The sequence below is a fragment of the Streptomyces sp. AM6-12 genome (assembly GCF_044327085.1).
In the GTDB taxonomy this organism is placed as follows: Bacteria; Actinomycetota; Actinomycetes; order Streptomycetales; family Streptomycetaceae; genus Streptomyces.
In genome coordinates this window covers 1,999,208-2,023,589 of sequence record NZ_JBIQWN010000001.1, presented here as the reverse complement: position 1 = coordinate 2,023,589, position 24,382 = coordinate 1,999,208, and the positions used below count along the sequence as shown (strand labels likewise).

10 protein-coding genes, 1 tRNA gene and 3 rRNA genes are annotated in these 24,382 nt (G+C 67.0%); 11 read left to right on the top strand and 3 right to left on the bottom strand.

The window, feature by feature from the left end:
* Positions 1 to 169 precede the first annotated feature (169 nt).
* The gene (locus ACE4Q9_RS08950; RefSeq protein WP_397983710.1) at positions 170 to 727 is read right to left on the bottom strand and encodes a hypothetical protein; all 558 of its coding nucleotides are present in this window, start codon (positions 725 to 727) and stop codon (positions 170 to 172) included.
* Between the two features lie 90 nt (positions 728 to 817).
* Positions 818 to 1,054: a hypothetical protein gene (locus ACE4Q9_RS08945; RefSeq protein ID WP_397983709.1), complete on the bottom strand. Its 237-nt coding sequence runs from the start codon at positions 1,052 to 1,054 to the stop codon at positions 818 to 820.
* A 196-nt stretch (positions 1,055 to 1,250) separates the two neighbouring features.
* On the opposite strand from ACE4Q9_RS08945, the gene thyX reads away from it, so the two are divergent.
* The 8 genes from thyX (at position 1,251) to ACE4Q9_RS08905 (ending at position 11,544) form a co-directional block, all read left to right on the top strand.
* The gene (gene thyX, locus ACE4Q9_RS08940; RefSeq protein ID WP_397983708.1) at positions 1,251 to 1,979 is read left to right on the top strand and encodes an FAD-dependent thymidylate synthase; all 729 of its coding nucleotides are present in this window, start codon (positions 1,251 to 1,253) and stop codon (positions 1,977 to 1,979) included.
* Between the two features lie 237 nt (positions 1,980 to 2,216).
* The gene (gene dapA / locus ACE4Q9_RS08935; RefSeq protein ID WP_397983707.1) at positions 2,217 to 3,116 is read left to right on the top strand and encodes a 4-hydroxy-tetrahydrodipicolinate synthase; all 900 of its coding nucleotides are present in this window, start codon (positions 2,217 to 2,219) and stop codon (positions 3,114 to 3,116) included.
* A gap of 204 nt (positions 3,117 to 3,320) precedes the next feature.
* Positions 3,321 to 5,006, top strand: coding sequence for a ribonuclease J (locus ACE4Q9_RS08930; RefSeq protein WP_397983706.1), 1,686 nt, complete (start codon positions 3,321 to 3,323; stop codon positions 5,004 to 5,006).
* A gap of 485 nt (positions 5,007 to 5,491) precedes the next feature.
* Positions 5,492 to 7,016 (top strand): 16S ribosomal RNA (locus tag ACE4Q9_RS08925).
* Between the two features lie 280 nt (positions 7,017 to 7,296).
* Positions 7,297 to 10,417: ribosomal RNA gene (locus ACE4Q9_RS08920) — 23S ribosomal RNA — on the top strand.
* A 76-nt stretch (positions 10,418 to 10,493) separates the two neighbouring features.
* Positions 10,494 to 10,610, top strand: a 5S ribosomal RNA gene (gene rrf, locus ACE4Q9_RS08915).
* Together the 16S, 23S and 5S rRNA genes form the textbook arrangement of a ribosomal RNA operon.
* A 114-nt stretch (positions 10,611 to 10,724) precedes the next feature.
* Positions 10,725 to 11,387, top strand: a complete 663-nt coding sequence (locus ACE4Q9_RS08910; RefSeq protein ID WP_397987156.1) for a DegT/DnrJ/EryC1/StrS family aminotransferase — start codon at positions 10,725 to 10,727, stop codon at positions 11,385 to 11,387.
* 84 nt (positions 11,388 to 11,471) lie between these two features.
* A tRNA-Thr gene (locus ACE4Q9_RS08905) sits at positions 11,472 to 11,544 on the top strand.
* 73 nt (positions 11,545 to 11,617) lie between these two features.
* Here ACE4Q9_RS08905 and ACE4Q9_RS08900 read toward each other — a convergent pair.
* Positions 11,618 to 14,380 carry a SpoIIE family protein phosphatase gene (locus ACE4Q9_RS08900; protein WP_397983705.1) on the bottom strand — a complete coding sequence of 921 codons (2,763 nt, stop codon included), beginning with the start codon at positions 14,378 to 14,380 and terminating at the stop codon, positions 11,618 to 11,620.
* 409 nt (positions 14,381 to 14,789) lie between these two features.
* On the opposite strand from ACE4Q9_RS08900, the gene ACE4Q9_RS08895 reads away from it, so the two are divergent.
* From ACE4Q9_RS08895 to ACE4Q9_RS08885, 3 genes are all read left to right on the top strand, one after another.
* Positions 14,790 to 20,249 (top strand): HAMP domain-containing protein, encoded by a 5,460-nt coding sequence (locus tag ACE4Q9_RS08895; RefSeq protein ID WP_397983704.1) that lies wholly within the window; start codon positions 14,790 to 14,792, stop codon positions 20,247 to 20,249.
* A 274-nt stretch (positions 20,250 to 20,523) separates the two neighbouring features.
* Positions 20,524 to 21,204 carry a two-component system response regulator gene (locus ACE4Q9_RS08890; protein ID WP_397983703.1) on the top strand — a complete coding sequence of 227 codons (681 nt, stop codon included), beginning with the start codon at positions 20,524 to 20,526 and terminating at the stop codon, positions 21,202 to 21,204.
* A gap of 124 nt (positions 21,205 to 21,328) precedes the next feature.
* Positions 21,329 to 24,130, top strand: a complete 2,802-nt coding sequence (locus tag ACE4Q9_RS08885) for a DNA translocase FtsK (protein ID WP_397983702.1) — start codon at positions 21,329 to 21,331, stop codon at positions 24,128 to 24,130.
* Positions 24,131 to 24,382 lie beyond the last annotated feature (252 nt).

The following is a 24,382-nucleotide window of genomic DNA, read 5'->3' as shown; positions in this document are numbered from 1 at the left end:
TCGCGGAGCACCGGTCGACTTCACATCCGCGGGTGCGCGGTGGCTGATCGCGCAGTTCCCCGCGCCCCTGAAGGGGCGCTCCGGCCGGCCGCCATAGCCGCGGGCAGTCGTGCCGCTGGGGCGGCACGCGACCCAACCCCCGCCCAGGCCACCCCAAGGGTCCCCGGAATCAGCGGCCCCGTGAGTTCTCCGCGGCCCACGCCTCCACCGCATCCGCCGCCCGGTCAAACCCCGCCGGCCGGTTGAGAAAGTCCAGCGACGCCGTCGTCAGCAGCACCCCCGCGTCCCCCGCCGCCCGGTCCTCCCGGACCAGCACCAGGGCCTGCCCCTGCACCGTCCTCGGCATCCCCAGCCAGCGCACCGGCTGCTGCACCGTCCGCACCGACCCCACCCGCGCCCACGGCACCGTCCGCGTCCTCAGCAACCCGACCTGCCGTACTCCCCGCGGACTCACCCACACCCCCACCCGCAGCAACCGCAGCGCGCCGGCGATCACCACCAGGCCGATACCGAGCACCACCGCCGCGGACGACGAGGACCCGGTCACCGCGATCAGCACCACCGCGAACAGCACGAACGACGCCACCATCAGCACCAGCGCCGCCACTCCCACCCGCCAGGGGCCGGGCCGGTAGGGACGCCGCCAGCGGTCCCGGTCGTCGTACGGCAATGCGCTCTCGGAGGCCACCTCGAAGGGACGGTCGGCCGTCAGGAAGGGCAGGGGCACGGCGGTTCCTCACTCGCTGCTCGCGGGGGCTGTGCCCGGTGAGGCTATCCGGCCGCCTGCCCGCTCACCAGCCCGGAACCGCCGTAAGGGTCAGTGCCCCTGGGACGCCTGGGACTGCGGCGTCGGCGGATCGGCCGGCGTGGACAGCGCCGGCATGCCGACGAGCAGCGCACCCACCAGCCCGGCCACGACGGTCAGCGCCAGCAGCCAGCGCCCGGCTATCTCGCCGAAGGACCCTCGCTGCCGCGGCGGGGGAGTCACATTGCTGCGGAACGTATCGCCCTCGGTGAGGAAGGCGAAGGGTACGGGCTCACGCCGGCGGGACATCGCGGTTGCCACTCCTTTCCCGTTTCAGCATCGAACGTGCGGGTCTCACCGGTACAGACGATCGAGTACCGCAAAAGGTGCCCATGTCGGAAAAAATCGTCGGCGCGTTTTTCGGGGTGAGGCCCCGCTCCGGCCCCGGCGGGTGCCCCGTAAGGTGGGCGCGAACCACCGAAGTGAGGGAAGGACCCCAACCCCCGTGACCACCCCCGAGTCGCTCACGTTCCGCAGCGATGTCACCGTCGAGCTGGTGAAGTCCAGCGCTTCGGACGCCGACGTCCTCTTCGCCGCCCGCGTCTCCACCGCCGGCGAGCAGTCCCTGGACGAGCTGAAGAAGGACCCCGAGCGCTCCAAGGGCCTGATCAACTACCTGATGCGCGACCGGCACGGCAGCCCGTTCGAGCACAACTCCATGACCTTCTTCATCAGCGCCCCGATCTTCGTCTTCCGCGAGTTCATGCGGCACCGCGTGGGCTGGTCCTACAACGAGGAGTCCGGCCGCTACCGGGAGCTGGAGCCCGTCTTCTACGTCCCAGACGCCTCCCGCAAGCTCGTACAGCAGGGCCGCCCCGGCAAGTACGTCTTCGTCGAGGGCACCCCGGAGCAGCACGCCGCCGTCAAGGGCACCCTGGAGGCGTCGTACGAGCAGTCGTACGCCGCCTACCAGCAGCTTCTCGCCGAGGGTGTCGCCCGGGAGGTCGCCCGTTCGGTGCTTCCCGTCGGCCTGTACTCCTCGATGTACGCCACCTGCAACGCGCGCTCCCTGATGCACTTCCTCGGCCTGCGCACCCAGCACGAACTGGCCAAGGTGCCCTCCTTCCCGCAGCGAGAGATCGAGATGGTGGGCGAGAAGATGGAGGCGGAGTGGGCGAAGCTCATGCCGCTGACGTACGCCGCCTACAACGCGAACGGCCGCGTCGCCCCGTAACCAGGCCCCTGGACGAAAGGGCCGCCCACGGCCCTGTTCCACCGCGCGGAACGGATGTGCGGGTCAGCCTCCTGAAGTGTCCGTATTGCGGCATTTAGAGAAGTTCATCTAGCCTGATCAAACGGACCCGGCACTGCTTGAACCCCCGAGCAGGCAGTGCCGGGTTCCACTTTTGTCCTGATTTGCCCGGACCCCCAAGGGCAGACCGCGCAGGGCGCACCGAGTAGCGTGTTACCCATGGCTCCGACCTCGACTCCGCAGACCCCCTTCGGGCGGGTCCTCACCGCCATGGTCACGCCCTTCACGGCGGACGGCGCACTCGACCTCGACGGCGCGCAGCGGCTCGCCGCCCACCTGGTGGACGCAGGCAACGACGGCCTGATCGTCAACGGGACCACCGGCGAGTCCCCCACCACCAGCGACGCGGAGAAAGCGGACCTCGTACGAGCCGTCCTGGCAGCGGTCGGCGACCGCGCCCACGTCTTGGCCGGGGTCGGCACCAACGACACCCACCACAGCATCGAACTGGCCCGCGAGGCCGAGCGCATCGGCGCCCACGGCCTCCTGGTCGTCACGCCGTACTACAACAAGCCCCCGCAGGAGGGCCTGTACCGGCACTTCACGGCCGTCGCCGACGCGACCGGCCTGCCGAACATGCTCTACGACATCCCCGGCCGCAGCGGCGTCCCGATCAACACCGAGACCCTCGTCCGGCTCGCCGAGCACCCCCGGATCGTCGCCAACAAGGACGCCAAGGGCGACCTCGGCCGCGCCAGCTGGGCCATCGCCCAGTCCGGACTCGCCTGGTACTCCGGCGACGACATGCTGAACCTGCCCCTGCTGTCCGTGGGCGCGGTCGGCTTCGTCTCGGTCGTCGGCCACCTGGTCACCCCGGACCTGCGCGCCCTGGTCGATGCGTACACCTCCGGTGACGTCGTCAAGGCCACCGAGATCCACCAGAAGCTGCTCCCGGTCTACACCGGCATGTTCCGCACCCAGGGCGTCATGACCACCAAGGCCGCGCTCGACCTGCTCGGACTGCCCGGCGGCCCGCTGCGCTCGCCCATGGTCGAGTGTTCGCCCGAGGAGATCGCCCAGCTCAAGATCGATCTTGCTGCCGGCGGGGTACAGCTCTAGCAACAGACTTCAGCACCACCCGGACCCTCGTGGTCCAGAAGCTCCAAAGGCTCCAGCGGCTCCCGGAGCTTCACAACTGAAGACACCACAACCGAATACGGCGGGCCACCGGTGCCCGCACCACCAACGACAACTGCTTCGCACGAACGTCATGCGCGCCACGTGCCGTACCGGTACGTGGCGCGTGTGGTTGAGGAGAGTCTTTTGAGTCATCCGCACCCTGAACTCGGCCCGCCCCCGCCGCTCCCCGCTGGCGGCCTGAGGGTCACCCCGCTCGGCGGTCTCGGCGAGATCGGCCGGAACATGACGGTCTTCGAGTACGGCGGCCGTCTGCTCATCGTCGACTGCGGAGTGCTCTTCCCCGAGGAGGAGCAGCCCGGAATCGACCTGATCCTGCCGGACTTCTCGTCGATCCGGGACCGTCTCGACGACATCGAGGGCATCGTCCTCACTCATGGCCACGAGGACCACATCGGCGGCGTTCCCTTCCTGCTCCGCGAGAAGCCGGACATCCCGCTGATCGGCTCCAAGCTGACCCTCGCGCTGATCGAGGCCAAGCTCCAGGAGCACCGCATCCGGCCGTACACCCTGGAGGTGGCCGAGGGGAACCGCGAGCGCATCGGCCCCTTCGACTGCGAGTTCATCGCCGTCAACCACTCCATCCCGGACGCCCTGGCCGTCGCCATCCGCACCCCCGCGGGCATGGTGGTGCACACCGGCGACTTCAAGATGGACCAGCTGCCGCTGGACAACCGCCTCACCGACCTGCACGCGTTCGCGCGGCTCAGCGAGGAGGGCATCGACCTCCTGCTGAGCGACTCCACGAACGCCGAGGTCCCCGGATTCACGCCGCACGAGCGGGACATCTCCAGCGTGCTGCGCACGGTCTTCGCCGGCGCCCGCAAGCGCATCATCGTGGCGAGCTTCGCCAGCCACGTCCACCGCATCCAGCAGATTCTGGACGCCGCGCACGAGTACGGCCGCCGGGTCGCCTTCGTCGGCCGCTCCATGGTCCGCAACATGGGCATCGCCCGCGACCTCGGCTACCTGAAGGTGCCGCCGGGCCTGGTGGTCGACGTCAGGACGCTGGACGACCTGCCCGACCACGAGGTGGTCCTGGTCTGCACGGGCTCTCAGGGCGAGCCGATGGCGGCGCTGTCCCGGATGGCCAACCGCGACCACCAGATCCGCATCGTCGACGGCGACACGGTCATCCTGGCCTCGTCGCTGATCCCCGGAAACGAGAACGCGGTCTACCGCGTGATCAACGGCCTGACCCGCTGGGGCGCCAACGTCGTCCACAAGGGCAACGCCAAGGTGCATGTTTCCGGCCATGCCTCCGCGGGCGAGCTGCTGTACTTCTACAACATCTGCCGCCCGAAGAACCTGATGCCGGTGCACGGCGAATGGCGCCATCTGCGCGCCAACGCCGAGCTGGGCGCGCTCACGGGCGTCCCGCACGACCGGATCGTCATCGCCGAGGACGGCGTGGTGGTGGACCTGGTCGAGGGCAAGGCCAAGATCTCCGGCAAGGTCCAGGCCGGCTACGTCTACGTCGACGGGCTTTCCGTCGGCGATGTGGGCGAGCCCGCGCTCAAGGACCGCAAGATCCTCGGTGACGAGGGCATCATCTCGGTCTTCGTGGTGGTGGACTCCTCCACCGGCAAGATCACCGGCGGCCCGCACATCCAGGCCCGCGGCTCGGGCATCGAGGACACGGCCTTCACCGAGGTCGTCCCGAAGATCAACGAGGTCCTGGAGCGGTCCGCTCAGGACGGTGTCGTGGAGCCCCACCAGCTCCAGCAGCTGATCCGCCGCACCCTCGGCAAGTGGGTCTCGGACAACTACCGCCGCAGGCCGATGATCCTGCCCGTGGTCGTGGAGGTCTGACGACCCGTCGGCTCGGACCTGGAGCGGGGCACCTCGATTTGCATCGGGGCGCCCCGCTCCAGTACGTTTACGACCCCGCCGGGCTGGGAACCCCAGCACTTCACGTGCCGGACAAGGTGCCCCGGACCGGCCGGGAAATCCGGCTCAGAACTTCTGATAAAGTCGGAACCGCCGGAAAGGGAAACGCGAGAGCGGGAACCTGGAAAGCACCGAGGAAATCGGATCGAGAAAAGATCTGATAGAGTCGGAAACACCGAAGGGAAGCCCGGAGGAAAGCCCGAGAGGGTGAGTACAAAGGAAGCGACCGTTCCTTGAGAACTCAACAGCGTGCCAAAAGTCAACGCCAGATATGTTGATACCCCGTCCATCGGATCACCGATGGTCGAGGTTCCTTTGAAATAAACACAGCGAGGACGCTGTGAACGGTCGGACTATTCCTCCGACCGTTCCGCTCTCGTGGTGTCGTACCGGATTACCGGTAAACATTCACGGAGAGTTTGATCCTGGCTCAGGACGAACGCTGGCGGCGTGCTTAACACATGCAAGTCGAACGATGAAGCCCTTCGGGGTGGATTAGTGGCGAACGGGTGAGTAACACGTGGGCAATCTGCCCTGCACTCTGGGACAAGCCCTGGAAACGGGGTCTAATACCGGATATGACCGTCTTGGGCATCCTTGACGGTGTAAAGCTCCGGCGGTGCAGGATGAGCCCGCGGCCTATCAGCTTGTTGGTGAGGTAACGGCTCACCAAGGCGACGACGGGTAGCCGGCCTGAGAGGGCGACCGGCCACACTGGGACTGAGACACGGCCCAGACTCCTACGGGAGGCAGCAGTGGGGAATATTGCACAATGGGCGAAAGCCTGATGCAGCGACGCCGCGTGAGGGATGACGGCCTTCGGGTTGTAAACCTCTTTCAGCAGGGAAGAAGCGAGAGTGACGGTACCTGCAGAAGAAGCGCCGGCTAACTACGTGCCAGCAGCCGCGGTAATACGTAGGGCGCAAGCGTTGTCCGGAATTATTGGGCGTAAAGAGCTCGTAGGCGGCTTGTCACGTCGGTTGTGAAAGCCCGGGGCTTAACCCCGGGTCTGCAGTCGATACGGGCAGGCTAGAGTTCGGTAGGGGAGATCGGAATTCCTGGTGTAGCGGTGAAATGCGCAGATATCAGGAGGAACACCGGTGGCGAAGGCGGATCTCTGGGCCGATACTGACGCTGAGGAGCGAAAGCGTGGGGAGCGAACAGGATTAGATACCCTGGTAGTCCACGCCGTAAACGGTGGGCACTAGGTGTGGGCAACATTCCACGTTGTCCGTGCCGCAGCTAACGCATTAAGTGCCCCGCCTGGGGAGTACGGCCGCAAGGCTAAAACTCAAAGGAATTGACGGGGGCCCGCACAAGCGGCGGAGCATGTGGCTTAATTCGACGCAACGCGAAGAACCTTACCAAGGCTTGACATACACCGGAAAGCATTAGAGATAGTGCCCCCCTTGTGGTCGGTGTACAGGTGGTGCATGGCTGTCGTCAGCTCGTGTCGTGAGATGTTGGGTTAAGTCCCGCAACGAGCGCAACCCTTGTCCCGTGTTGCCAGCAGGCCCTTGTGGTGCTGGGGACTCACGGGAGACCGCCGGGGTCAACTCGGAGGAAGGTGGGGACGACGTCAAGTCATCATGCCCCTTATGTCTTGGGCTGCACACGTGCTACAATGGCCGGTACAATGAGCTGCGATACCGTGAGGTGGAGCGAATCTCAAAAAGCCGGTCTCAGTTCGGATTGGGGTCTGCAACTCGACCCCATGAAGTCGGAGTCGCTAGTAATCGCAGATCAGCATTGCTGCGGTGAATACGTTCCCGGGCCTTGTACACACCGCCCGTCACGTCACGAAAGTCGGTAACACCCGAAGCCGGTGGCCCAACCCCTTGTGGGAGGGAGCTGTCGAAGGTGGGACCAGCGATTGGGACGAAGTCGTAACAAGGTAGCCGTACCGGAAGGTGCGGCTGGATCACCTCCTTTCTAAGGAGCAATAGCCGACTGCAAGCAAGTGTCTTGCACGGTTGCTCATGGGTGGAACGTTGACTACTCGGCACACTTCGGATGGCTTCTCTTCCTAGTACTGCTTCGGCGTGGAACGGATGAAGGATGCAGCGGAGGGTGTCGGGCACGCTGTTGGGTGTCTGAGGGAATGATCTTTTCCTCAGTTGCCGGCCCCAGTGCACTCGGACTCGTTGGTGGGTTCGGGGTGATGGGTGGCTGGTCGTTGTTTGAGAACTGCACAGTGGACGCGAGCATCTGTGGCCAAGTTTTTAAGGGCGCACGGTGGATGCCTTGGCACCAGGAACCGATGAAGGACGTGGGAGGCCGCGATAGTCCCCGGGGAGTCGTCAACCAGGCTTTGATCCGGGGGTTTCCGAATGGGGAAACCCGGCAGTCGTCATGGGCTGTCACCCTTGCCTGAACACATAGGGCAAGTGGAGGGAACGAGGGGAAGTGAAACATCTCAGTACCCTCAGGAAGAGAAAACAACCGTGATTCCGGGAGTAGTGGCGAGCGAAACCGGATGAGGCCAAACCGTATGCGTGTGAGACCCGGCAGGGGTTGCGTGTGCGGGGTTGTGGGATCTCTCTTCTACGGTCTGCCGGCCGTAGGGCGAGTTATAAACCGTTGATGTAGACGAAGGACATGCGAAAGGTCCGGCGTAGAGGGTAAGACCCCCGTAGTTGAAATGTCAGCGGCTTGCTTGAGAGACACCCAAGTAGCACGGGGCCCGAGAAATCCCGTGTGAATCTGGCGGGACCACCCGCTAAGCCTAAATATTCCCTGGTGACCGATAGCGGATAGTACCGTGAGGGAATGGTGAAAAGTACCCCGGGAGGGGAGTGAAATAGTACCTGAAACCGTGTGCCTACAAGCCGTGGGAGCGTCGGATGCAGCTTGCTGCATCTCGTGACTGCGTGCCTTTTGAAGAATGAGCCTGCGAGTTTGCGGTGTGTTGCGAGGTTAACCCGTGTGGGGAAGCCGTAGCGAAAGCGAGTCCGAATAGGGCGGTTGAGTAGCACGCTCAAGACCCGAAGCGGAGTGATCTAGCCATGGGCAGGTTGAAGCGGAGGTAAGACTTCGTGGAGGACCGAACCCACCAGGGTTGAAAACCTGGGGGATGACCTGTGGTTAGGGGTGAAAGGCCAATCAAACTCCGTGATAGCTGGTTCTCCCCGAAATGCATTTAGGTGCAGCGTCGTGTGTTTCTTGCCGGAGGTAGAGCACTGGATAGGCGATGGGCCCTACCGGGTTACTGACCTTAGCCAAACTCCGAATGCCGGTAAGTGAGAGCACGGCAGTGAGACTGTGGGGGATAAGCTCCATGGTCGAGAGGGAAACAGCCCAGAGCATCGACTAAGGCCCCTAAGCGTACGCTAAGTGGGAAAGGATGTGGAGTCGCACAGACAACCAGGAGGTTGGCTTAGAAGCAGCCACCCTTGAAAGAGTGCGTAATAGCTCACTGGTCTAGTGATTCCGCGCCGACAATGTAGCGGGGCTCAAGCGTACCGCCGAAGTCGTGTCATTGCAGCATATAGCCCTAACGGGTGTTGTGATGGGTAGGGGAGCGTCGTCTGCCGGGTGAAGCAGCACCGGAAGGTAGTTGTGGACGGTTGACGAGTGAGAATGCAGGCATGAGTAGCGATTCACACGTGAGAAACGTGTGCGCCGATTGACTAAGGGTTCCTGGGTCAAGCTGATCTGCCCAGGGTAAGTCGGGACCTAAGGCGAGGCCGACAGGCGTAGTCGATGGATAACCGGTTGATATTCCGGTACCCGCTGTGAAGCGTCAAACATCGAGCATCGTGATGCTAAGGCCGTGAAGCCGCCCTGATCTCTTCGGAGTTGAGGGGAGTGGTGGAGCCGCCGGACCAAGCGGTTAGTAGGTGAGTGATGGGGTGACGCAGGAAGGTAGTCCATCCCGGGCGGTGGTTGTCCCGGGGTAAGGGTGTAGGCCGCAAGGTAGGTAAATCCGCCTTGCATAACGGCTGAGACCTGATGCCGAGCCGATTGTGGTGAAGTGGATGATCCTATGCTGTCGAGAAAAGCCTCTAGCGAGTTTCATGGCGGCCCGTACCCTAAACCGACTCAGGTGGTCAGGTAGAGAATACCGAGGCGTTCGGGTGAACTATGGTTAAGGAACTCGGCAAAATGCCCCCGTAACTTCGGGAGAAGGGGGGCCACACCTGGTGACGATCTTTACGGTCTGAGCTGGGGGTGGCCGCAGAGACCAGCGAGAAGCGACTGTTTACTAAAAACACAGGTCCGTGCGAAGCCGTAAGGCGATGTATACGGACTGACGCCTGCCCGGTGCTGGAACGTTAAGGGGACCGGTTAGCTCCATTTCGGTGGGGCGAAGCTGAGAACTTAAGCGCCAGTAAACGGCGGTGGTAACTATAACCATCCTAAGGTAGCGAAATTCCTTGTCGGGTAAGTTCCGACCTGCACGAATGGCGTAACGACTTCTCGACTGTCTCAACCATAGGCCCGGTGAAATTGCACTACGAGTAAAGATGCTCGTTTCGCGCAGCAGGACGGAAAGACCCCGGGACCTTTACTACAGTTTGATATTGGTGTTCGGTTCGGCTTGTGTAGGATAGCTGGGAGACTGTGAAGCTCATACGCCAGTGTGGGTGGAGTCGTCGTTGAAATACCAGTCTGGTCGTGCTGGATGTCTAACCTGGGTCCGTGATCCGGATCAGGGACAGTGTCTGATGGGTAGTTTAACTGGGGCGGTTGCCTCCTAAAGGGTAACGGAGGCGCCCAAAGGTTCCCTCAGCCTGGTTGGTAATCAGGTGTTGAGTGTAAGTGCACAAGGGAGCTTGACTGTGAGACCGACGGGTCGAGCAGGGACGAAAGTCGGGACTAGTGATCCGGCGGTGGCTTGTGGAAGCGCCGTCGCTCAACGGATAAAAGGTACCCCGGGGATAACAGGCTGATCTTCCCCAAGAGTCCATATCGACGGGATGGTTTGGCACCTCGATGTCGGCTCGTCGCATCCTGGGGCTGGAGTCGGTCCCAAGGGTTGGGCTGTTCGCCCATTAAAGCGGTACGCGAGCTGGGTTTAGAACGTCGTGAGACAGTTCGGTCCCTATCCGCTGTGCGCGTAGGAGTCTTGAGAAGGGCTGTCCCTAGTACGAGAGGACCGGGACGGACGAACCTCTGGTGTGCCAGTTGTTCTGCCAAGGGCATGGCTGGTTGGCTACGTTCGGGAGGGATAACCGCTGAAAGCATCTAAGCGGGAAGCCTGCTTCGAGATGAGGACTCCCACCCACTTGATGGGGTAAGGCTCCCAGTAGACGACTGGGTTGATAGGCCGGATCTGGAAGCCAGGTGACTGGTGGAGGTGACCGGTACTAATAGGCCGAGGGCTTGTCCTCAGTTACTCGCGTCCACTGTGTTGGTTCTGAAACCACGAACAATCAAAAGTGCCGGTTGTTGATAGTTTCATAGTGTTTCGGTGGTTATAGCGTTAGGGAAACGCCCGGTTACATTCCGAACCCGGAAGCTAAGCCTTTCAGCGCCGATGGTACTGCAGGGGGGACCCTGTGGGAGAGTAGGACGCCGCCGAACAATCATTCAAAAGGTCGGACCCTGAACTTCGGTTCAGGGTCCGACCTTTTTTTGTTCTGCGTAACGTGTCGTTCACCCCGCGCACCGAGCATCCCTTGCATGGGAACCTCCGCAATGCTCAGGGCGGCCGGTGTCGGAGTCGGTGACGAGGTCGTCGTACCGGCCTTCGGGAACGTCGAGGTCGCCGAGGCAGTTGCCCTGGCCGGCGCGCTCCCCGTGTTCGCCGACATAGACCCCGTGACCTACTGCCTGGATCCCGCGGCGGTCGAGGCGGCGATAACTCCCCGCACCGCGGCCGTCGTTGTCGTCCACCGCTTCGGCCGGCGGGCCGACATCAAGCGGCTGCATGCCCTCGGGCAGCGGCACGAGCTGCTGGTCCTGGAACAGGGCGAGTCCGAGGTGCCGTACGACGAGACCGCTCAACGGCGGGAGCGGGCGGCCTACTTGGACGCCAAGCTGAAGGGCGTACGGACCCCGGATGGCGGGGACGGGCACACCTACCAGCAGTACGTGGTGCGGGTGCCCGGCAACGGCCGGCCGGACCGGGACGCCTTCGCACGCGCCCTGCGGGCCAGGGGGGTCGACTGCCGGGTGCCGGTGAAGACGCCCGTGCACCGGCTGCCTGAATTCCGCCGGTGCGTATCGCTGCCGCAGACCGAACGGGCCGCCGACGAGACACTAGCGCTGCCCGTCGACGCTGCGCTGACCAAGCGGGAGATGCAGCGCGTCGCCGCGGCCTGCAACGCCCTCGGCGGACTGCTCCAACCCGCCTTCTGACCGGCTCCCGAACGAATTTGGGAAGACGGGCCGGTTCGGGGTACAGTTTCTTTGTCGCCGCGAGGGAAACCTCGAAAACGACAAGCCCCTATAGCTCAGTCGGCAGAGCGTCTCCATGGTAAGGAGAAGGTCAACGGTTCGATTCCGTTTGGGGGCTCGGCAAAAGAAAGACCCCACCCTTTCGGGTGGGGTCTTTTTCGTGTTCCGGGGCGGCCGCAAGCCGCCCCGGCTCAGCTCTCGTTGGGGTCCAGTCCCGGAACCCGCATCGCCAGAATGGCCATGTCGTCGGACGGGGCGTCGGAGGCGAAGCGCTCCACCGCGCGCATGATGCGCGCCGCGACCGCGCCCGCCGTCAGACCGGTACAGGCGGTGAGGACGTCGGCGAGGCCGTCGTCGCCCAGCATGCGGGAGCCCTCGCGGCGCTCCGTGACGCCGTCCGTGACACAGAGCAGCACATCGCCGGCGTCCAGGGTGACCGTTTCCTCGTACAGCTCCAGGTCCTCGATGACGCCCAGCAGGGGCTGCGGTTCGGCGGCCGGAGTGACCGTGCCGTCCTGGCGCAGGCGCAGCGGCAGCGGATGCCCGGCGCAGACCACCTTCAGCTCGGCGCTGCCGTCCGGCTGGGGCCGCAGCTCGCCGTAAAGGAGCGTCAGGAAACGGCTGCGGTCGCCCTCGTCGAGGATGGCCGAGTTCAGCCGTTCCAGGACGGCGGGGCCGCTGAGGCCCTCGCGGGCCAGCAGGCGCAGGGCGTGCCGGGCGAGGCCGGTGACCGCCGCCGCGTTGGGTCCCGTACCGCAGACGTCCCCGATGGCGAAGCCGTAGGCGCCGTCGCCGATGGGGAAGAGGTCGTAGAAGTCGCCGCCCACCTCGTTGCCCTCGCCGGCCGCGCGGTAGATGACCTCCACCTCGACGCCGTCGATGTGCGGGGTGCCGGGCGGCAGCAGGCTGCGCTGGAGGGCCTGGCTGATGGCTGTGCGTTCCGAGTACAGGCGGGCGTTGTCCAGGGCGAGCGCGGCCCGGCGGGACAGGTCCTCGGCCAGCTCCAGGATCTCCTGGCGGAAGTGTTCGTCGGCGGGCTTGCCGAGGACCAGCATGCCGATGACGCGGTTACGGGCGACGAGCGGCAGGACGACCGTTTCGCCACCGACCGCGGAGGCCGTGGCGAGGGTCGGGCCGATGCCCGCGGTGATCCTGTGCGTGGGCCCCGCGGCCAGGCCCAGGGAGCGCATGGAGGTGCGCAGAGCGGCCTGGTGGGCGACCTCGCCCGGAATCGTCCACACACGGGCGCCGGGCGTCGGCACCGGGTCGGGCGGGGCGACCTTCGACAGCAACGACTTGATGCCGTCGATGAGTTCCTCGTCCTCGTGCAGCACGTACGACAGATACGGGTCCGAGGCCTGGTCGGCGATGGTGTAGACGGCGCACCAGGTGGCCAGGGTGGGGACCGTCATCTGGGCCATGAGGGCCAGCGTCTGGTCGCGGTCGAGGGTGCCGGCCAGCAGGTCGGATGCCTCGACGAGGAAGCTCAGGGAGCCGCGCCGCAGCCGTTCCAGCTCGCCGAGGCGCGCCGATTCCACGGCCAGGGCGATGCGGTCGGCGGCGAACTGGAGGCGCAGCGCCTCCTCGTTGGAGAATCTGCCCGGTGCCTCGGCCGCGACGCCGAGGGAGCCGGTGAGCCGGCCCTCGACCTTGAGCGGGACGGTGACGACCGAGCGCATGCCGGTGCCGCCGAGCAGGGGGACGGCGCCGGGGACGGCGCTGAGGTCGTCGTGGACGGCGGGCATGCGCGCGGAGCCGTAGCGGCCGGGGCCGGCCTCCACGGGGACGCGGGCGAAGCGCTGGCGGGCGGAGGGCAGCCCGGTGGAGGCGCGCACCTCCAGCTCGGTCTCGTCGTCGGTGGCCAGCAGCAGGAACGCGGAGTCGCCGTCGAGCATGTCGCGGGCGCGTTCCACGGTGCGCTGGAGCAGGCCGTCGAGGTCGTCGGGGGCGGGGGAGCCGATGAAGACCTCGAAGGGGTCGGTGCTCTGGCCGTCCTGCGCGGTGCCCTGGTCACCGGCCGGGACCCGGGTGGGTGTCTGGAGCACGGCGCGCTCCTCGTCGCGCACCAGCAGGCACACGGTGGAGGGCTCGCCGCCGTTGTCCCGGACCCGCAGGTGGGAGGCGTACACCTGGACGACGCGGCCGTCGGCGCCGCGCATGCCGTAGCTGCCCTCCCAGCGGGAGAGCTGGAGGGCCTCGGCGATGCCGGTGCTGGTGCCCGGAGTGTGCGGCCAGGCGGCGAGTTCGGTCAGCGGCCGGCCGACGGCCTCGGCTGCCGGGTGGCCGAAGAGGTCCTCCGCGTCCTCGTTCCACGAGGTGATGGCGCCCTTGCGGTCGATCTGGAGGACGGCGACGCGGACCCGGCCGTCGGCCACCGGCAGCAGGTCGGCGGGGAGGGCGGGGCCGGCGGTGCGGGTGCCGACGGCGCGTTCGGGCAGGTTGAGCTGGAACCAGACGTGCTTGTGGGTCGGCGTGTAGTCGACGCCCCAGCGGGTGGCCAGGGCGGCGCAGAGCTGGAGGCCGCGGCCGCCCTCGCGATCGGGGCTGGCCATGGGACTGGCGGAGTTCTGGAGCGGGACCTCGCGCTCGGGGTAGTGGTCGGAGACCTCGACGCGCACCCCGTCCTCGGTGCGCAGGCAGAGCACCTCCGCGTGGGTGCCGGCGTGCACGACCGCGTTGGTCACCAGTTCGCTCGTGAGGACGACGGCGTCGTCGACGATGTCGGCGAAGCCCCATCCCTGGAGGGTGTCGCGGACGAAGGACCGGGCGGTCGCCACGGATCGTCCTACGGGCTCGAAACTGGCGGCCGCGCGCGCGGTGATCACAGAACTCCTCGGCCGGTTGTCGACGGGCAGGACGGACGGGCCGGCCGGCTCGACCCGCTGCTGCGGCATCGTCGCGTCGGTCGGCTGCGGCTCCGGGGGCGGTCCCCCCGGGATCAGTCCGGTGGTCATGGTCTGCGGCCGCCCCTCCGATGCCCGCTCGTACTGGTGCCACCGCCCAGGCCGGACGGGACCGGTGCGGCTGGACAGCCGGATGCAAGGTTACTTACCTTCGCCGTCCGAGCGGGGGCCGGTCGCCGGTGTTTACCCCCCAGGGTGTGCGGACGATGTGCGAAGCTGCCGAACTGTTATGGCCTGGTTCGGGCAGGGTGAAACACTGGGCAAGCTTCTGACGGAGGTCGGGTCGTGCCGCGTGTGTTCCGTGAACGGCGGGCAGCAGACCTTGGTGTGGCCGGATCTCGTCGGGCAGACATACGCAGCAGTAACCGGTACGCGGACGTAACCGGTATGCCGAGCACCGGCGTGCCGTACGGAAGCGTCCCGCCAGGGCAGTAAGGGTCGAATCCCCGGGAGGGACACAGTGGAGTCTGGCGCAGCGACGCGTGGCACGAAGACGCGCGCGAAGGGCGGACCGTCCCTGGGCAGGAGTGGCGGCACCACCGAGGTGGACACGGCTGCCCTGAACCGGCTGCTGGCGGCCCTCGTGTCGATGCGTGACGGCAACTTCCGCAAGCGGCTGACGGTCTCCGGGGACGGGGTGATGTCGGAGATCGCGGCGGTCTTCAACGAGGTGGCCGACCGCAATCTGCACCTGACCGGAGAGCTGTCGCGGGTACGGCGCATGGTGGGCCGTGAGGGAAAACTCACGGAACGGCTGGAGACGGGGGCGTGCGAGGGCTCCTGGGCGACGGCGATCGACCACTCCAACGCGCTGGTGGACGATCTCGTACGACCGGTCTCCGAGGTCGGCCGGGTGCTCACCGCGGTCGCTGAGGGCGATCTGTCGCCGCGCATGGAGCTGCGGACGCAGGCGCCGGACGGCGGCACCGGGCATCCGCTGCGGGGTGAGTTCCTGAAGGTCGGCCGTACCGTCAACAACCTGGTCGACCAGTTGTCGACGTTCACCGACGAGGTCACGCGGGTGGCCAGCGAGGTCGGCACCGAGGGCAAGCTCGGCGGGCAGGCGCGGGTGCGTGGCATGTCGGGTTCCTGGAAGGACCTGACGGAGTCCGTCAACACGATGGCGGACCGGCTCACCGCGCAGGTGCGGGACATCGCCCTGGTGACGACGGCGGTCGCCAAGGGTGATCTGTCGCGCAAGGTGACCGTGCACGTCGCGGGCGAGATGCTGGAGCTGAAGAACACCGTCAACACGATGGTGGACCAGCTTTCGGCCTTCTCCTCGGAGGTCACGCGGGTGGCCCGTGAGGTGGGCACCGAGGGCATCCTCGGCGGTCGCGCGCAGGTGCCCGAGGTGGCCGGCGTGTGGAAGGAGCTGACCGACTCCGTCAACACGATGGCGGGCAACCTCACCGCCCAGGTGCGCGGGATCTCGCAGGTCACCACGGCGGTGGCGAACGGTGACCTGTCGCAGAAGGTGACGGTGCAGGCGCGCGGCGAGGTGGCGCAGCTCGCCCAGACGATCAACCAGATGACCGAGACGCTGCGGATCTTCGCGGACGAGGTCACGCGCGTGGCCAACGAGGTCGGCGCGGAGGGCCGCCTCGGCGGTCAGGCGAACGTGCCGGGCGCGGCCGGTACCTGGAAGGACCTGACGGATTCCGTCAACACGGTGTTCCGGAACCTGACGACCCAGGTGCGGGACATCGCCGCCGTGACGACCGCGGTGGCCAACGGCGATCTGTCGCAGAAGGTCACGGTGGACGTGGCCGGCGAGATGCTGGAGCTGAAGAACACCGTCAACGGGATGGTGGACCAGCTGTCGTCTTTCGGTGCCGAGGTGACGCGGGTCGCGCGGGAGATCGGCGTCGAGGGCGAGCTGGGCGGTCAGGCGCAGGTGCCGGGCGCGGCGGGGACGTGGAAGGACCTGACCGACTCGGTCAACACCGCGTTCCGAAACCTAACCGGCCAGGTGCGCAATATCGCCCAGGTGACGACGGCGGTGGCCAACGGCGATCTGTCGCAGAAGGTCACGGTGGACGTCTCCGGCGAGATGCTGAAGCTGAAGAACACCGTGAACACCATGGTGGACCAGTTGTCGAGCTTCGCCGACCAGGTCACGCGGATGGCGCGGGACGTGGGTACGGAGGGCCGGCTCGGCGGTCAGGCCAGGGTGGACGGCGTGTCGGGCACCTGGAAGGAGCTGACGGACTCCGTCAACTTCATGGCCGGAAACCTCACGTCCCAGGTGCGCAATATCGCCCAGGTGACGACGGCGGTGGCCAACGGCGATCTGTCGCAGAAGATCGACGTGGACGCGCGGGGCGAGATCCTTGAGCTGAAGAACACGATCAACACCATGGTCGATCAGCTGTCCGCGTTCGCCGACCAGGTGACGCGGGTGGCGCGTGAGGTGGGCACGGAGGGCCGGCTCGGCGGTCAGGCGCAGGTGCCCGGCGTCGCCGGTGTGTGGCGGGACCTGACGGACTCGGTGAACGGCATGGCCGGGAACCTGACGGCCCAGGTGCGCAACATCGCACAGGTGGCCACCGCGGTGGCGGGCGGTGACCTCTCCCAGAAGATCACCGTGGACGCGCGCGGGGAGATCCTGGAGCTGAAGAACACCCTGAACACGATGGTGGACCAGCTGTCGTCGTTCGCCCAGGAGGTCACCAGGGTGGCCCGTGAGGTGGGCACGGAGGGCATCCTGGGCGGTCAGGCCGAGGTGCAGGGGGTCTCCGGCACCTGGAAGGACCTCACCCAGTCGGTGAACTTCATGGCGAACAACCTGACGATCCAGGTGCGCAACATCGCCGAGGTCACGACCGCGGTCGCCAAGGGCGACCTGTCGAAGAAGATCACGGTGGACGCCAAGGGCGAGATCCTGGAGCTGGTCACGACCGTCAACACCATGGTCGTACAGCTGTCGTCCTTCGCCGAGCAGGTGACGCGGGTGGCCCGTGAGGTGGGGACCGAGGGCATGCTCGGCGGCCAGGCGCACGTGCCGGGCGTCACGGGCATCTGGAAGGACCTGAGCGACAACGTCAACCTGATGGCCAACAACCTGACCATGCAGGTGCGCAACATCTCCCAGGTGGCCTCGGCAGTGGCCAACGGTGACCTGACGCGGCAGGTGACGATCGAGGCGAGCGGTGAGGTCGCGCAGCTCGCCGACACCATCAACACGATGGTCAAGACGCTGAGTTCGTTCGCCGACCAGGTCACCAAGGTGGCCCGCGAGGTGGGCACGGACGGCATCCTGGGCGGCCAGGCGCATGTGCCGGGCGTGGCGGGCACCTGGAAGGACCTCACCGAGTCGGTGAACCAGATGGCGTCCAACCTGACCGGTCAGGTGCGCAACATCGCGATGGTCACCACGGCGATCGCCAAGGGCGACCTGACCAAGAAGATCGACATCGATGCCCGCGGCGAGATCCTGGAGCTGAAGACGACGATCAACACGATGGTCGACCAGCTGTCCAGCTTCGCCGAGGAGGTCACGCGCGTGGCCCGCGAGGTGGGCACCGAGGGTCAGTTGGGCGGTCAGGCGCGGGTGCGCGACGTGGACGGCACCTGGCGGGACCTGACGGAGTCGGTGAACGAGATGGCCGGGAACCTGACCCGGCAGGTGCGCGCCATCGCGCGGGTCGCGACCGCGGTGACCCGCGGCGACCTGAACCTGAAGATCGACGTCGACGCGTCCGGCGAGATCCAGGAACTCCAGGACTACATCAACAAGATGATCGCGAACCTACGGGACACCACGATCGCCAACAAGGAGCAGGACTGGCTCAAGGGCAACCTGGCCCGCATCTCCGCGCTCATGCAGGGCCGCCGCGACCTCCAGGACGTGGCCTCGCTGATCATGAGCGAGCTGACGCCGGTGGTCTCCGCGCAGCACGGCGCGTTCTTCCTGGCCATGCCGCTGGTGGAGGGCAAGGACGCCGGTGACGGCAAGGACGCCTACGAGCTGCGGATGCTGGGCTCGTACGGCTACTCGATGGGCTCCATGCCGACGTCGTTCCGGCCGGGTGAGGCGCTGGTCGGTACGGCCGCCCAGGAGAAGCGCACCATCCTGGTCTCGGACGCGCCGAATGGTTATCTGAAGATCTCCTCCGGGCTCGGCGAGGCCCCGCCCGCCCAGGTGATCGTGTTGCCGGTGCTGTTCGAGGACACCGTGCTCGGCGTGATCGAACTGGCCTCCTTCACGCCGTTCACGCAGATCCAGAAAGACTTCCTCAACCAGATCGCCGAGGTGATCGCGACCAGCGTCAACACCATCTCGGTCAACACCAAGACCGAGCAGCTGCTGAAGCAGTCGCAGGAGCTGACCGAGCAACTGCGCGAGCGCTCGGCGGAGCTGGAGAGCCGGCAGCAGGCGCTCCAGAACTCCAACGCCGAACTGGAGGAGAAGGCCGAGCTGCTGGCCCGGCAGAACCGGGACATCGAGGTGAAGAACACCGAGATCGAGGAGGCGCGGCAGGTCCTGGAGGAGCGTGCCGAGCAGCTCGCGGTCTCCATGCGCTACAAGAGCGAGTTCCTGGCCAACATGTCGCACGAGCTGCGCACGCCGCTGAACTCGCTGCTGATCCTGGCCAAGCTGCTCGCCGACAACGCCGAGGGCAATCTCTCGCCCAAGCAGGTCGAGTTCGCCGAGACCATCCACGGCGCGGGATCCGATCTGCTCCAGCTGATCAACGACATCCTGGACCTCGCGAAGGTCGAGGCGGGCAAGATGGACGTCTCGCCGACCAGGATCGCGCTCGTCCAGCTCGTGGACTACGTGGAGGCCACCTTCCGGCCGCTGACCGCGGAGAAGGGCCTGGACCTGTCGGTGCGGGTCTCGCCGGAGCTGCCCGCGACGCTGCACACCGACGAGCAGCGGCTGCTCCAGGTGCTGCGCAACCTGCTGTCCAACGCGGTGAAGTTCACCGACTCCGGGTCGGTGGAACTGGTCATCCGGCCGGCGGGCGCGGATGTGCCGCAGAACATCCGGGAGCAGTTGCTGGAGGCCGGGTCGCTCACCGATCCGGACGGCGAGCTGATCGCGTTCTCGGTGACGGACACCGGCATCGGGATCGCGGCCAGCAAGATGCGGGTGATCTTCGAGGCGTTCAAGCAGGCGGACGGCACCACCAGCCGCAAGTACGGCGGCACCGGGCTCGGCCTGTCGATCTCGCGGGAGATCGCGCAGCTGCTCGGCGGTGAGATCCACGCGCAGAGCGAACCGGGCCGCGGCTCCACGTTCACGCTGTACCTGCCGCTGTACCCGAGCGAGCTGCCGCCGCAGGGCTACCAGCAGTCGGTGCCCCCGCTGGAGGCCGGCGACCTCGCGGCCTCCGAGGCGGAGCAGTCCTCGCAGCTCTCCGCCTCCGAGATCGAGACGCCGGCCGAGGTCAAGTCGTACCTGGAGATGCAGAACGGGCCCGCGGCTCTCTTCCGGCGGCGCAGGCGGAGCCTGCCGCAGGGCGAGCAGCGGGACGGGCAGCGGTCGGCGGCGCCCGAGCAGGACGGCGAGCCGCAGTCCGCGCGAGGGGTGCGTTTCGGCGGACAGAAGGTGCTGATCGTCGACGACGACATCCGCAATGTCTTCGCGCTCACCAGCGTCCTGGAGCAGCACGGCCTGTCGGTGCTGTACGCCGAGAACGGCCGCGAGGGCATCGAGGTGTTGGAGCAGCACGACGACGCGGCGGTCGTCCTGATGGACATCATGATGCCCGAGATGGACGGCTATGCGACGACCACGGCGATCCGCAGGATGCCGCAGTTCGCCGGGCTGCCGATCATCGCCCTGACCGCGAAGGCGATGAAGGGCGACCGGGAGAAGGCCATCGAGGCGGGCGCGTCCGACTATGTGACCAAGCCGGTCGACTCGGACAATCTGCTGGGCGTGCTCCAGCACTGGATGGGGGGGAAGTGACGGGATCGGCCGACCACTGTGTGAACAGCCCGGGAACCCCTGGCCGGTGTGCGGAGTTGTTCGCTTAAGGTGACTGGGGACGTATGGGAACGTGGGGTTCCGGGAACCATCGGGGTTCCCGCCTCGTTTCCGTTGTGTGCACGGTGACATCGCGGTGACAGGGTGTGGCGACAAGCGGGGTGCGGCTACGATGACCGGCACAAGGACGGGCGGCGAAAGGGAGTCGTCCCCTGGGGCGGCGCCCGGTGTACCGCCGGGGCGAGGAGGGCGGGCCATGGTGCAGAAGGCCAAGATCCTCCTGGTCGATGACCGGCCGGAGAATCTGCTGGCGCTGGAGGCCATCCTCTCTGCGCTCGATCAGACGCTGGTGCGGGCATCGAGCGGGGAGGAAGCGCTCAAAGCGCTGCTCACGGACGATTTCGCGGTCATTCTCCTGGACGTCCAGATGCCGGGCATGGACGGGTTCGAGACCGCGGCGCACATCAAGCGGCGCGAGCGGACCCGCGACATCCCGATCATCTTCCTCACGGCGATCAACCACGGCCCGCACCACACCTTCCGGGGTTACGCGGCCGGCGCGGTGGACTACATCTCCAAGCCGTTCGACCCGTGGGTGCTGCGCGCCAAGGTCTCGGTGTTCGTCGAGCTGTACATGAAGAACTGTCAGCTGCGGGAGCAGGCGGCGCTGCTGCGGCTCCAGTTGGAGGGCGGCGGCAAGGGCGCGGTCGGCGGCAAGGAGTCGGCCGGATTGCTCGCCGAGCTGTCCGCGCGGCTCGCGGCCGTCGAGGAGCAGGCCGAGGCGCTGTCCAAACAGCTGGACGACGACTCGGCGGACGCGGCCGCGGTGGCCACGGCGGCCCATCTGGAGCGCAAGCTCACCGGACTGCGCCGCGCGCTCGACGCCCTGGAGCCGGGCACCGGCACGGGCGGCCCCGCGGTGCCGCCGAGCAACTGAGCCGTGCCGAGGCCCCCGTTGCCCATGAGCCCGCGTCAGCTCCGCGCCCCGGCAAGGGCGACACGAACGGGTGAAGCTGTGGGCACACGTGTCCACCGTCGTCTCCCCCGGTAACCTCACACCCATGGCCTCACGTCCCTCCGCAGCCAAGAAGCAGCCCGCGAAGAAGGCGGCCGCTCCCGCGAAGGGTCCGGCGAAGAAGGCCGCCGCCGCGAAGCGGGCCCCGGCGGGAAAGGCGCCCGCGAGGAAGGCGCCCGCCCGCAAGGCCGTGGTCAAGAAGGCACCGCCGAAGCCGGCGCCCAGCCCCTCCGGGGGCGTGTACCGCCTGGTGCGCGCCCTCTGGCTCGGTCTCGCGCACGCGGTCGGCGCCGTCTTCCGCGGCATAGGGCAGGGCGCCAGGAATCTCGACCCGGCTCACCGCAAGGACGGCGTGGCGCTGCTGCTGTTCGGCATCGCGCTGATCGTCGCCGCCGGCACCTGGGCCGACCTCAAGGGCCCCGTCGGCGACCTGGTGGAGGTCCTGGTCACCGGGGCGTTCGGCCGGCTCGACCTGCTGGTGCCGATACTGCTCGCGGTGATCGCCGTACGACTCATCCGGCACCCGGAGAAGCCGGAGGCCAACGGCCGGATCGTGATCGGTCTGTCCGCGCTCCTGATCGGCGTGCTCGGCCAGGTCCACATCGCGTGCGGATCACCCGCCCGCAGCGACGGCATGCAGGCCATAAGGGACGCCGGCGGCCTCATCGGCTGGGCGGCGGCCACCCCGCTGACGTACACCATGACCGAGATGCTCGCCGTGCCCCTGCTGGTGCTGGTGACCGTCTTCGGGCTGCTCGTGGTGACCGCCACCCCCGTGAACGCCATCCCGCAGCGGCTGCGTGCCCTCGGGGTGCGCCTCGGCGTGCTGCACGAGCACGAGCCGGAGGAGTTCGGCGAGGACGACGAGCGCTACGAGGAGCAGTGGCGCGAGGCGCTGCCCGCGCGCTCCCGCGGGCGCTCGGCCGGGCCTCGGGCCTACGACCCCGATCAGGCCGAGGAAGAGGCCCTCTCGCGTCGCCGTGGCCGTCCCAGGCGCTCCGCGGTGCCCCAGCCGGACCCGCGGCGCCGGATGGACGCCGTGGACGTCGCCGCCGCTGCGGCCGCCGCCCTCGACGGTGCCGTCCTGCACGGCATGCCGCCCTCCCCGCTGGTCGCCGATCTCACCCAGGGCGTCAGCACCGGCGACCGCGAGGAGACCACGCCGGTGCCGGACCCGGAAGCGCCCGCCGCCCCGGCGCCCGAGCCGACCGCCAAGCCGACCGCGGCTCCGGTCGCCAAGCCGGCCGCCAAGCCCGTACCGGCCGCCCTCCCCGGGCAGGACACCGGCTCCCTCGTACCCGACCTCACGAAGAAGGCCCCCGAGCAGCCCCGCGAGCTGCCCGCGCGCGCGGAGCAGCTGCGGCTGGCCGGTGACGTCACCTACGCGCTGCCCGCCCTTGACCTGCTGGTGCGCGGCGGCCCCGGCAAGGCCCGCAGCGAGGCCAACGACGCCATAGTGGCCTCGCTCACCCAGGTCTTCACCGAGTTCAAGGTCGACGCGGCCGTCACCGGCTTCACCCGCGGCCCGACGGTCACCCGCTACGAGGTCGAACTCGGCCCGGCCGTGAAGGTGGAGCGGATCACCGCGCTCGCCAAGAACATCGCGTACGCCGTCGCCAGCCCGGACGTGCGGATCATCAGCCCCATTCCCGGCAAGTCCGCGGTGGGCATCGAGATCCCGAACACCGACCGCGAGATGGTCAACCTCGGCGATGTGCTGCGCCTCGCGGAGTCCGCCGAGGACGACGACCCGATGCTGGTCGCCTTCGGCAAGGACGTCGAGGGCGGCTACGTCATGCACTCGCTGGCGAAGATGCCGCACATGCTGGTCGCCGGCGCCACCGGCTCCGGCAAGTCGTCCTGCATCAACTGCCTGATCACCTCGATCATGATGCGGGCGACCCCGGAGGACGTGCGGATGATCCTGGTCGACCCCAAGCGGGTCGAGCTGACCGCCTACGAGGGCATCCCGCACCTGATCACGCCGATCATCACCAACCCCAAGCGGGCCGCCGAGGCGCTCCAGTGGGTGGTGCGCGAGATGGACCTGCGCTACGACGACCTCGCGGCCTACGGCTACCGGCACATCGACGACTTCAACCGGGCCGTGCGCGAGGGCAAGGTCAAGCCGCCCGAGGGCAGCGAGCGCGAGCTCCAGCCGTACCCGTACCTGCTGGTGATCGTGGACGAGCTGGCCGACCTGATGATGGTCGCGCCGCGCGACGTCGAGGACGCGATCGTGCGCATCACCCAGCTCGCGCGTGCCGCCGGTATCCACCTGGTGCTCGCCACCCAGCGCCCCTCCGTGGACGTGGTCACCGGTCTGATCAAGGCCAACGTGCCCTCCCGGCTCGCCTTCGCCACCTCCTCGCTGGCCGACTCCCGCGTCATCCTGGACCAGCCCGGCGCCGAGAAGCTGATCGGCAAGGGCGACGGCCTCTTCCTGCCGATGGGCGCCAACAAGCCCACCCGTATGCAGGGCGCGTTCGTGACCGAGGAGGAGGTCGCGGCGGTCGTACGGCACTGCAAGGAGCAGATGGCGCCGGTCTTCCGGGACGACGTCACGGTCGGCACCAAGCAGAAGAAGGAGATCGACGAGGACATCGGCGACGACCTCGACCTGCTGTGCCAGGCGGCCGAACTCGTCGTCTCCACCCAGTTCGGGTCCACGTCCATGCTCCAGCGCAAGCTGCGGGTCGGCTTCGCCAAGGCGGGCCGGCTGATGGACCTCATGGAGTCCCGCAACATCGTGGGACCCAGCGAGGGCTCCAAGGCGCGTGACGTTCTGGTGAAACCGGACGAACTGGACGGCGTGCTCGCCGTGATTCGCGGCGAATCCGAGGGATAGTAATAAGAGCCGCCCGGTTCCGCATCACGAAGGCCGGGTGACGTACGCCGGGACGGGTCCGTTCCGGCGTGACCGACCCTGCCGTCATGCTCCGTCCGTGCCCGCCGTGATCCACCCGTTAGAGAGCGGCGGGCAACCGTTTCCCTTTGTCCCACGTCAAGTTGAGCGAGAGGACAGGTAAGCGTCCCGCCCTGGGGTATCCGCCTGTCCAGCCCTCGGAGTGTCGGGCCATTCCGATGGCGTAGAAGTTCG

Excerpts from the sequence above, each read along its gene's own strand:
- ACE4Q9_RS08900 (WP_397983705.1), bottom strand. The coding sequence starts at position 14,380 with ATGACCACCGGACTGATCCCGGGGGGACCGCCCCCGGAGCCGCAGCCG.
- ACE4Q9_RS08945 (WP_397983709.1), bottom strand. The coding sequence starts at position 1,054 with ATGTCCCGCCGGCGTGAGCCCGTACCCTTCGCCTTCCTCACCGAGGGC.
- ACE4Q9_RS08890 (WP_397983703.1), top strand. The coding sequence starts at position 20,524 with ATGGTGCAGAAGGCCAAGATCCTCCTGGTCGATGACCGGCCGGAGAAT.
- dapA (WP_397983707.1), top strand. The coding sequence starts at position 2,217 with ATGGCTCCGACCTCGACTCCGCAGACCCCCTTCGGGCGGGTCCTCACC.
- ACE4Q9_RS08885 (WP_397983702.1), top strand. The coding sequence starts at position 21,329 with ATGGCCTCACGTCCCTCCGCAGCCAAGAAGCAGCCCGCGAAGAAGGCG.
- ACE4Q9_RS08910 (WP_397987156.1), top strand. The coding sequence starts at position 10,725 with ATGCTCAGGGCGGCCGGTGTCGGAGTCGGTGACGAGGTCGTCGTACCG.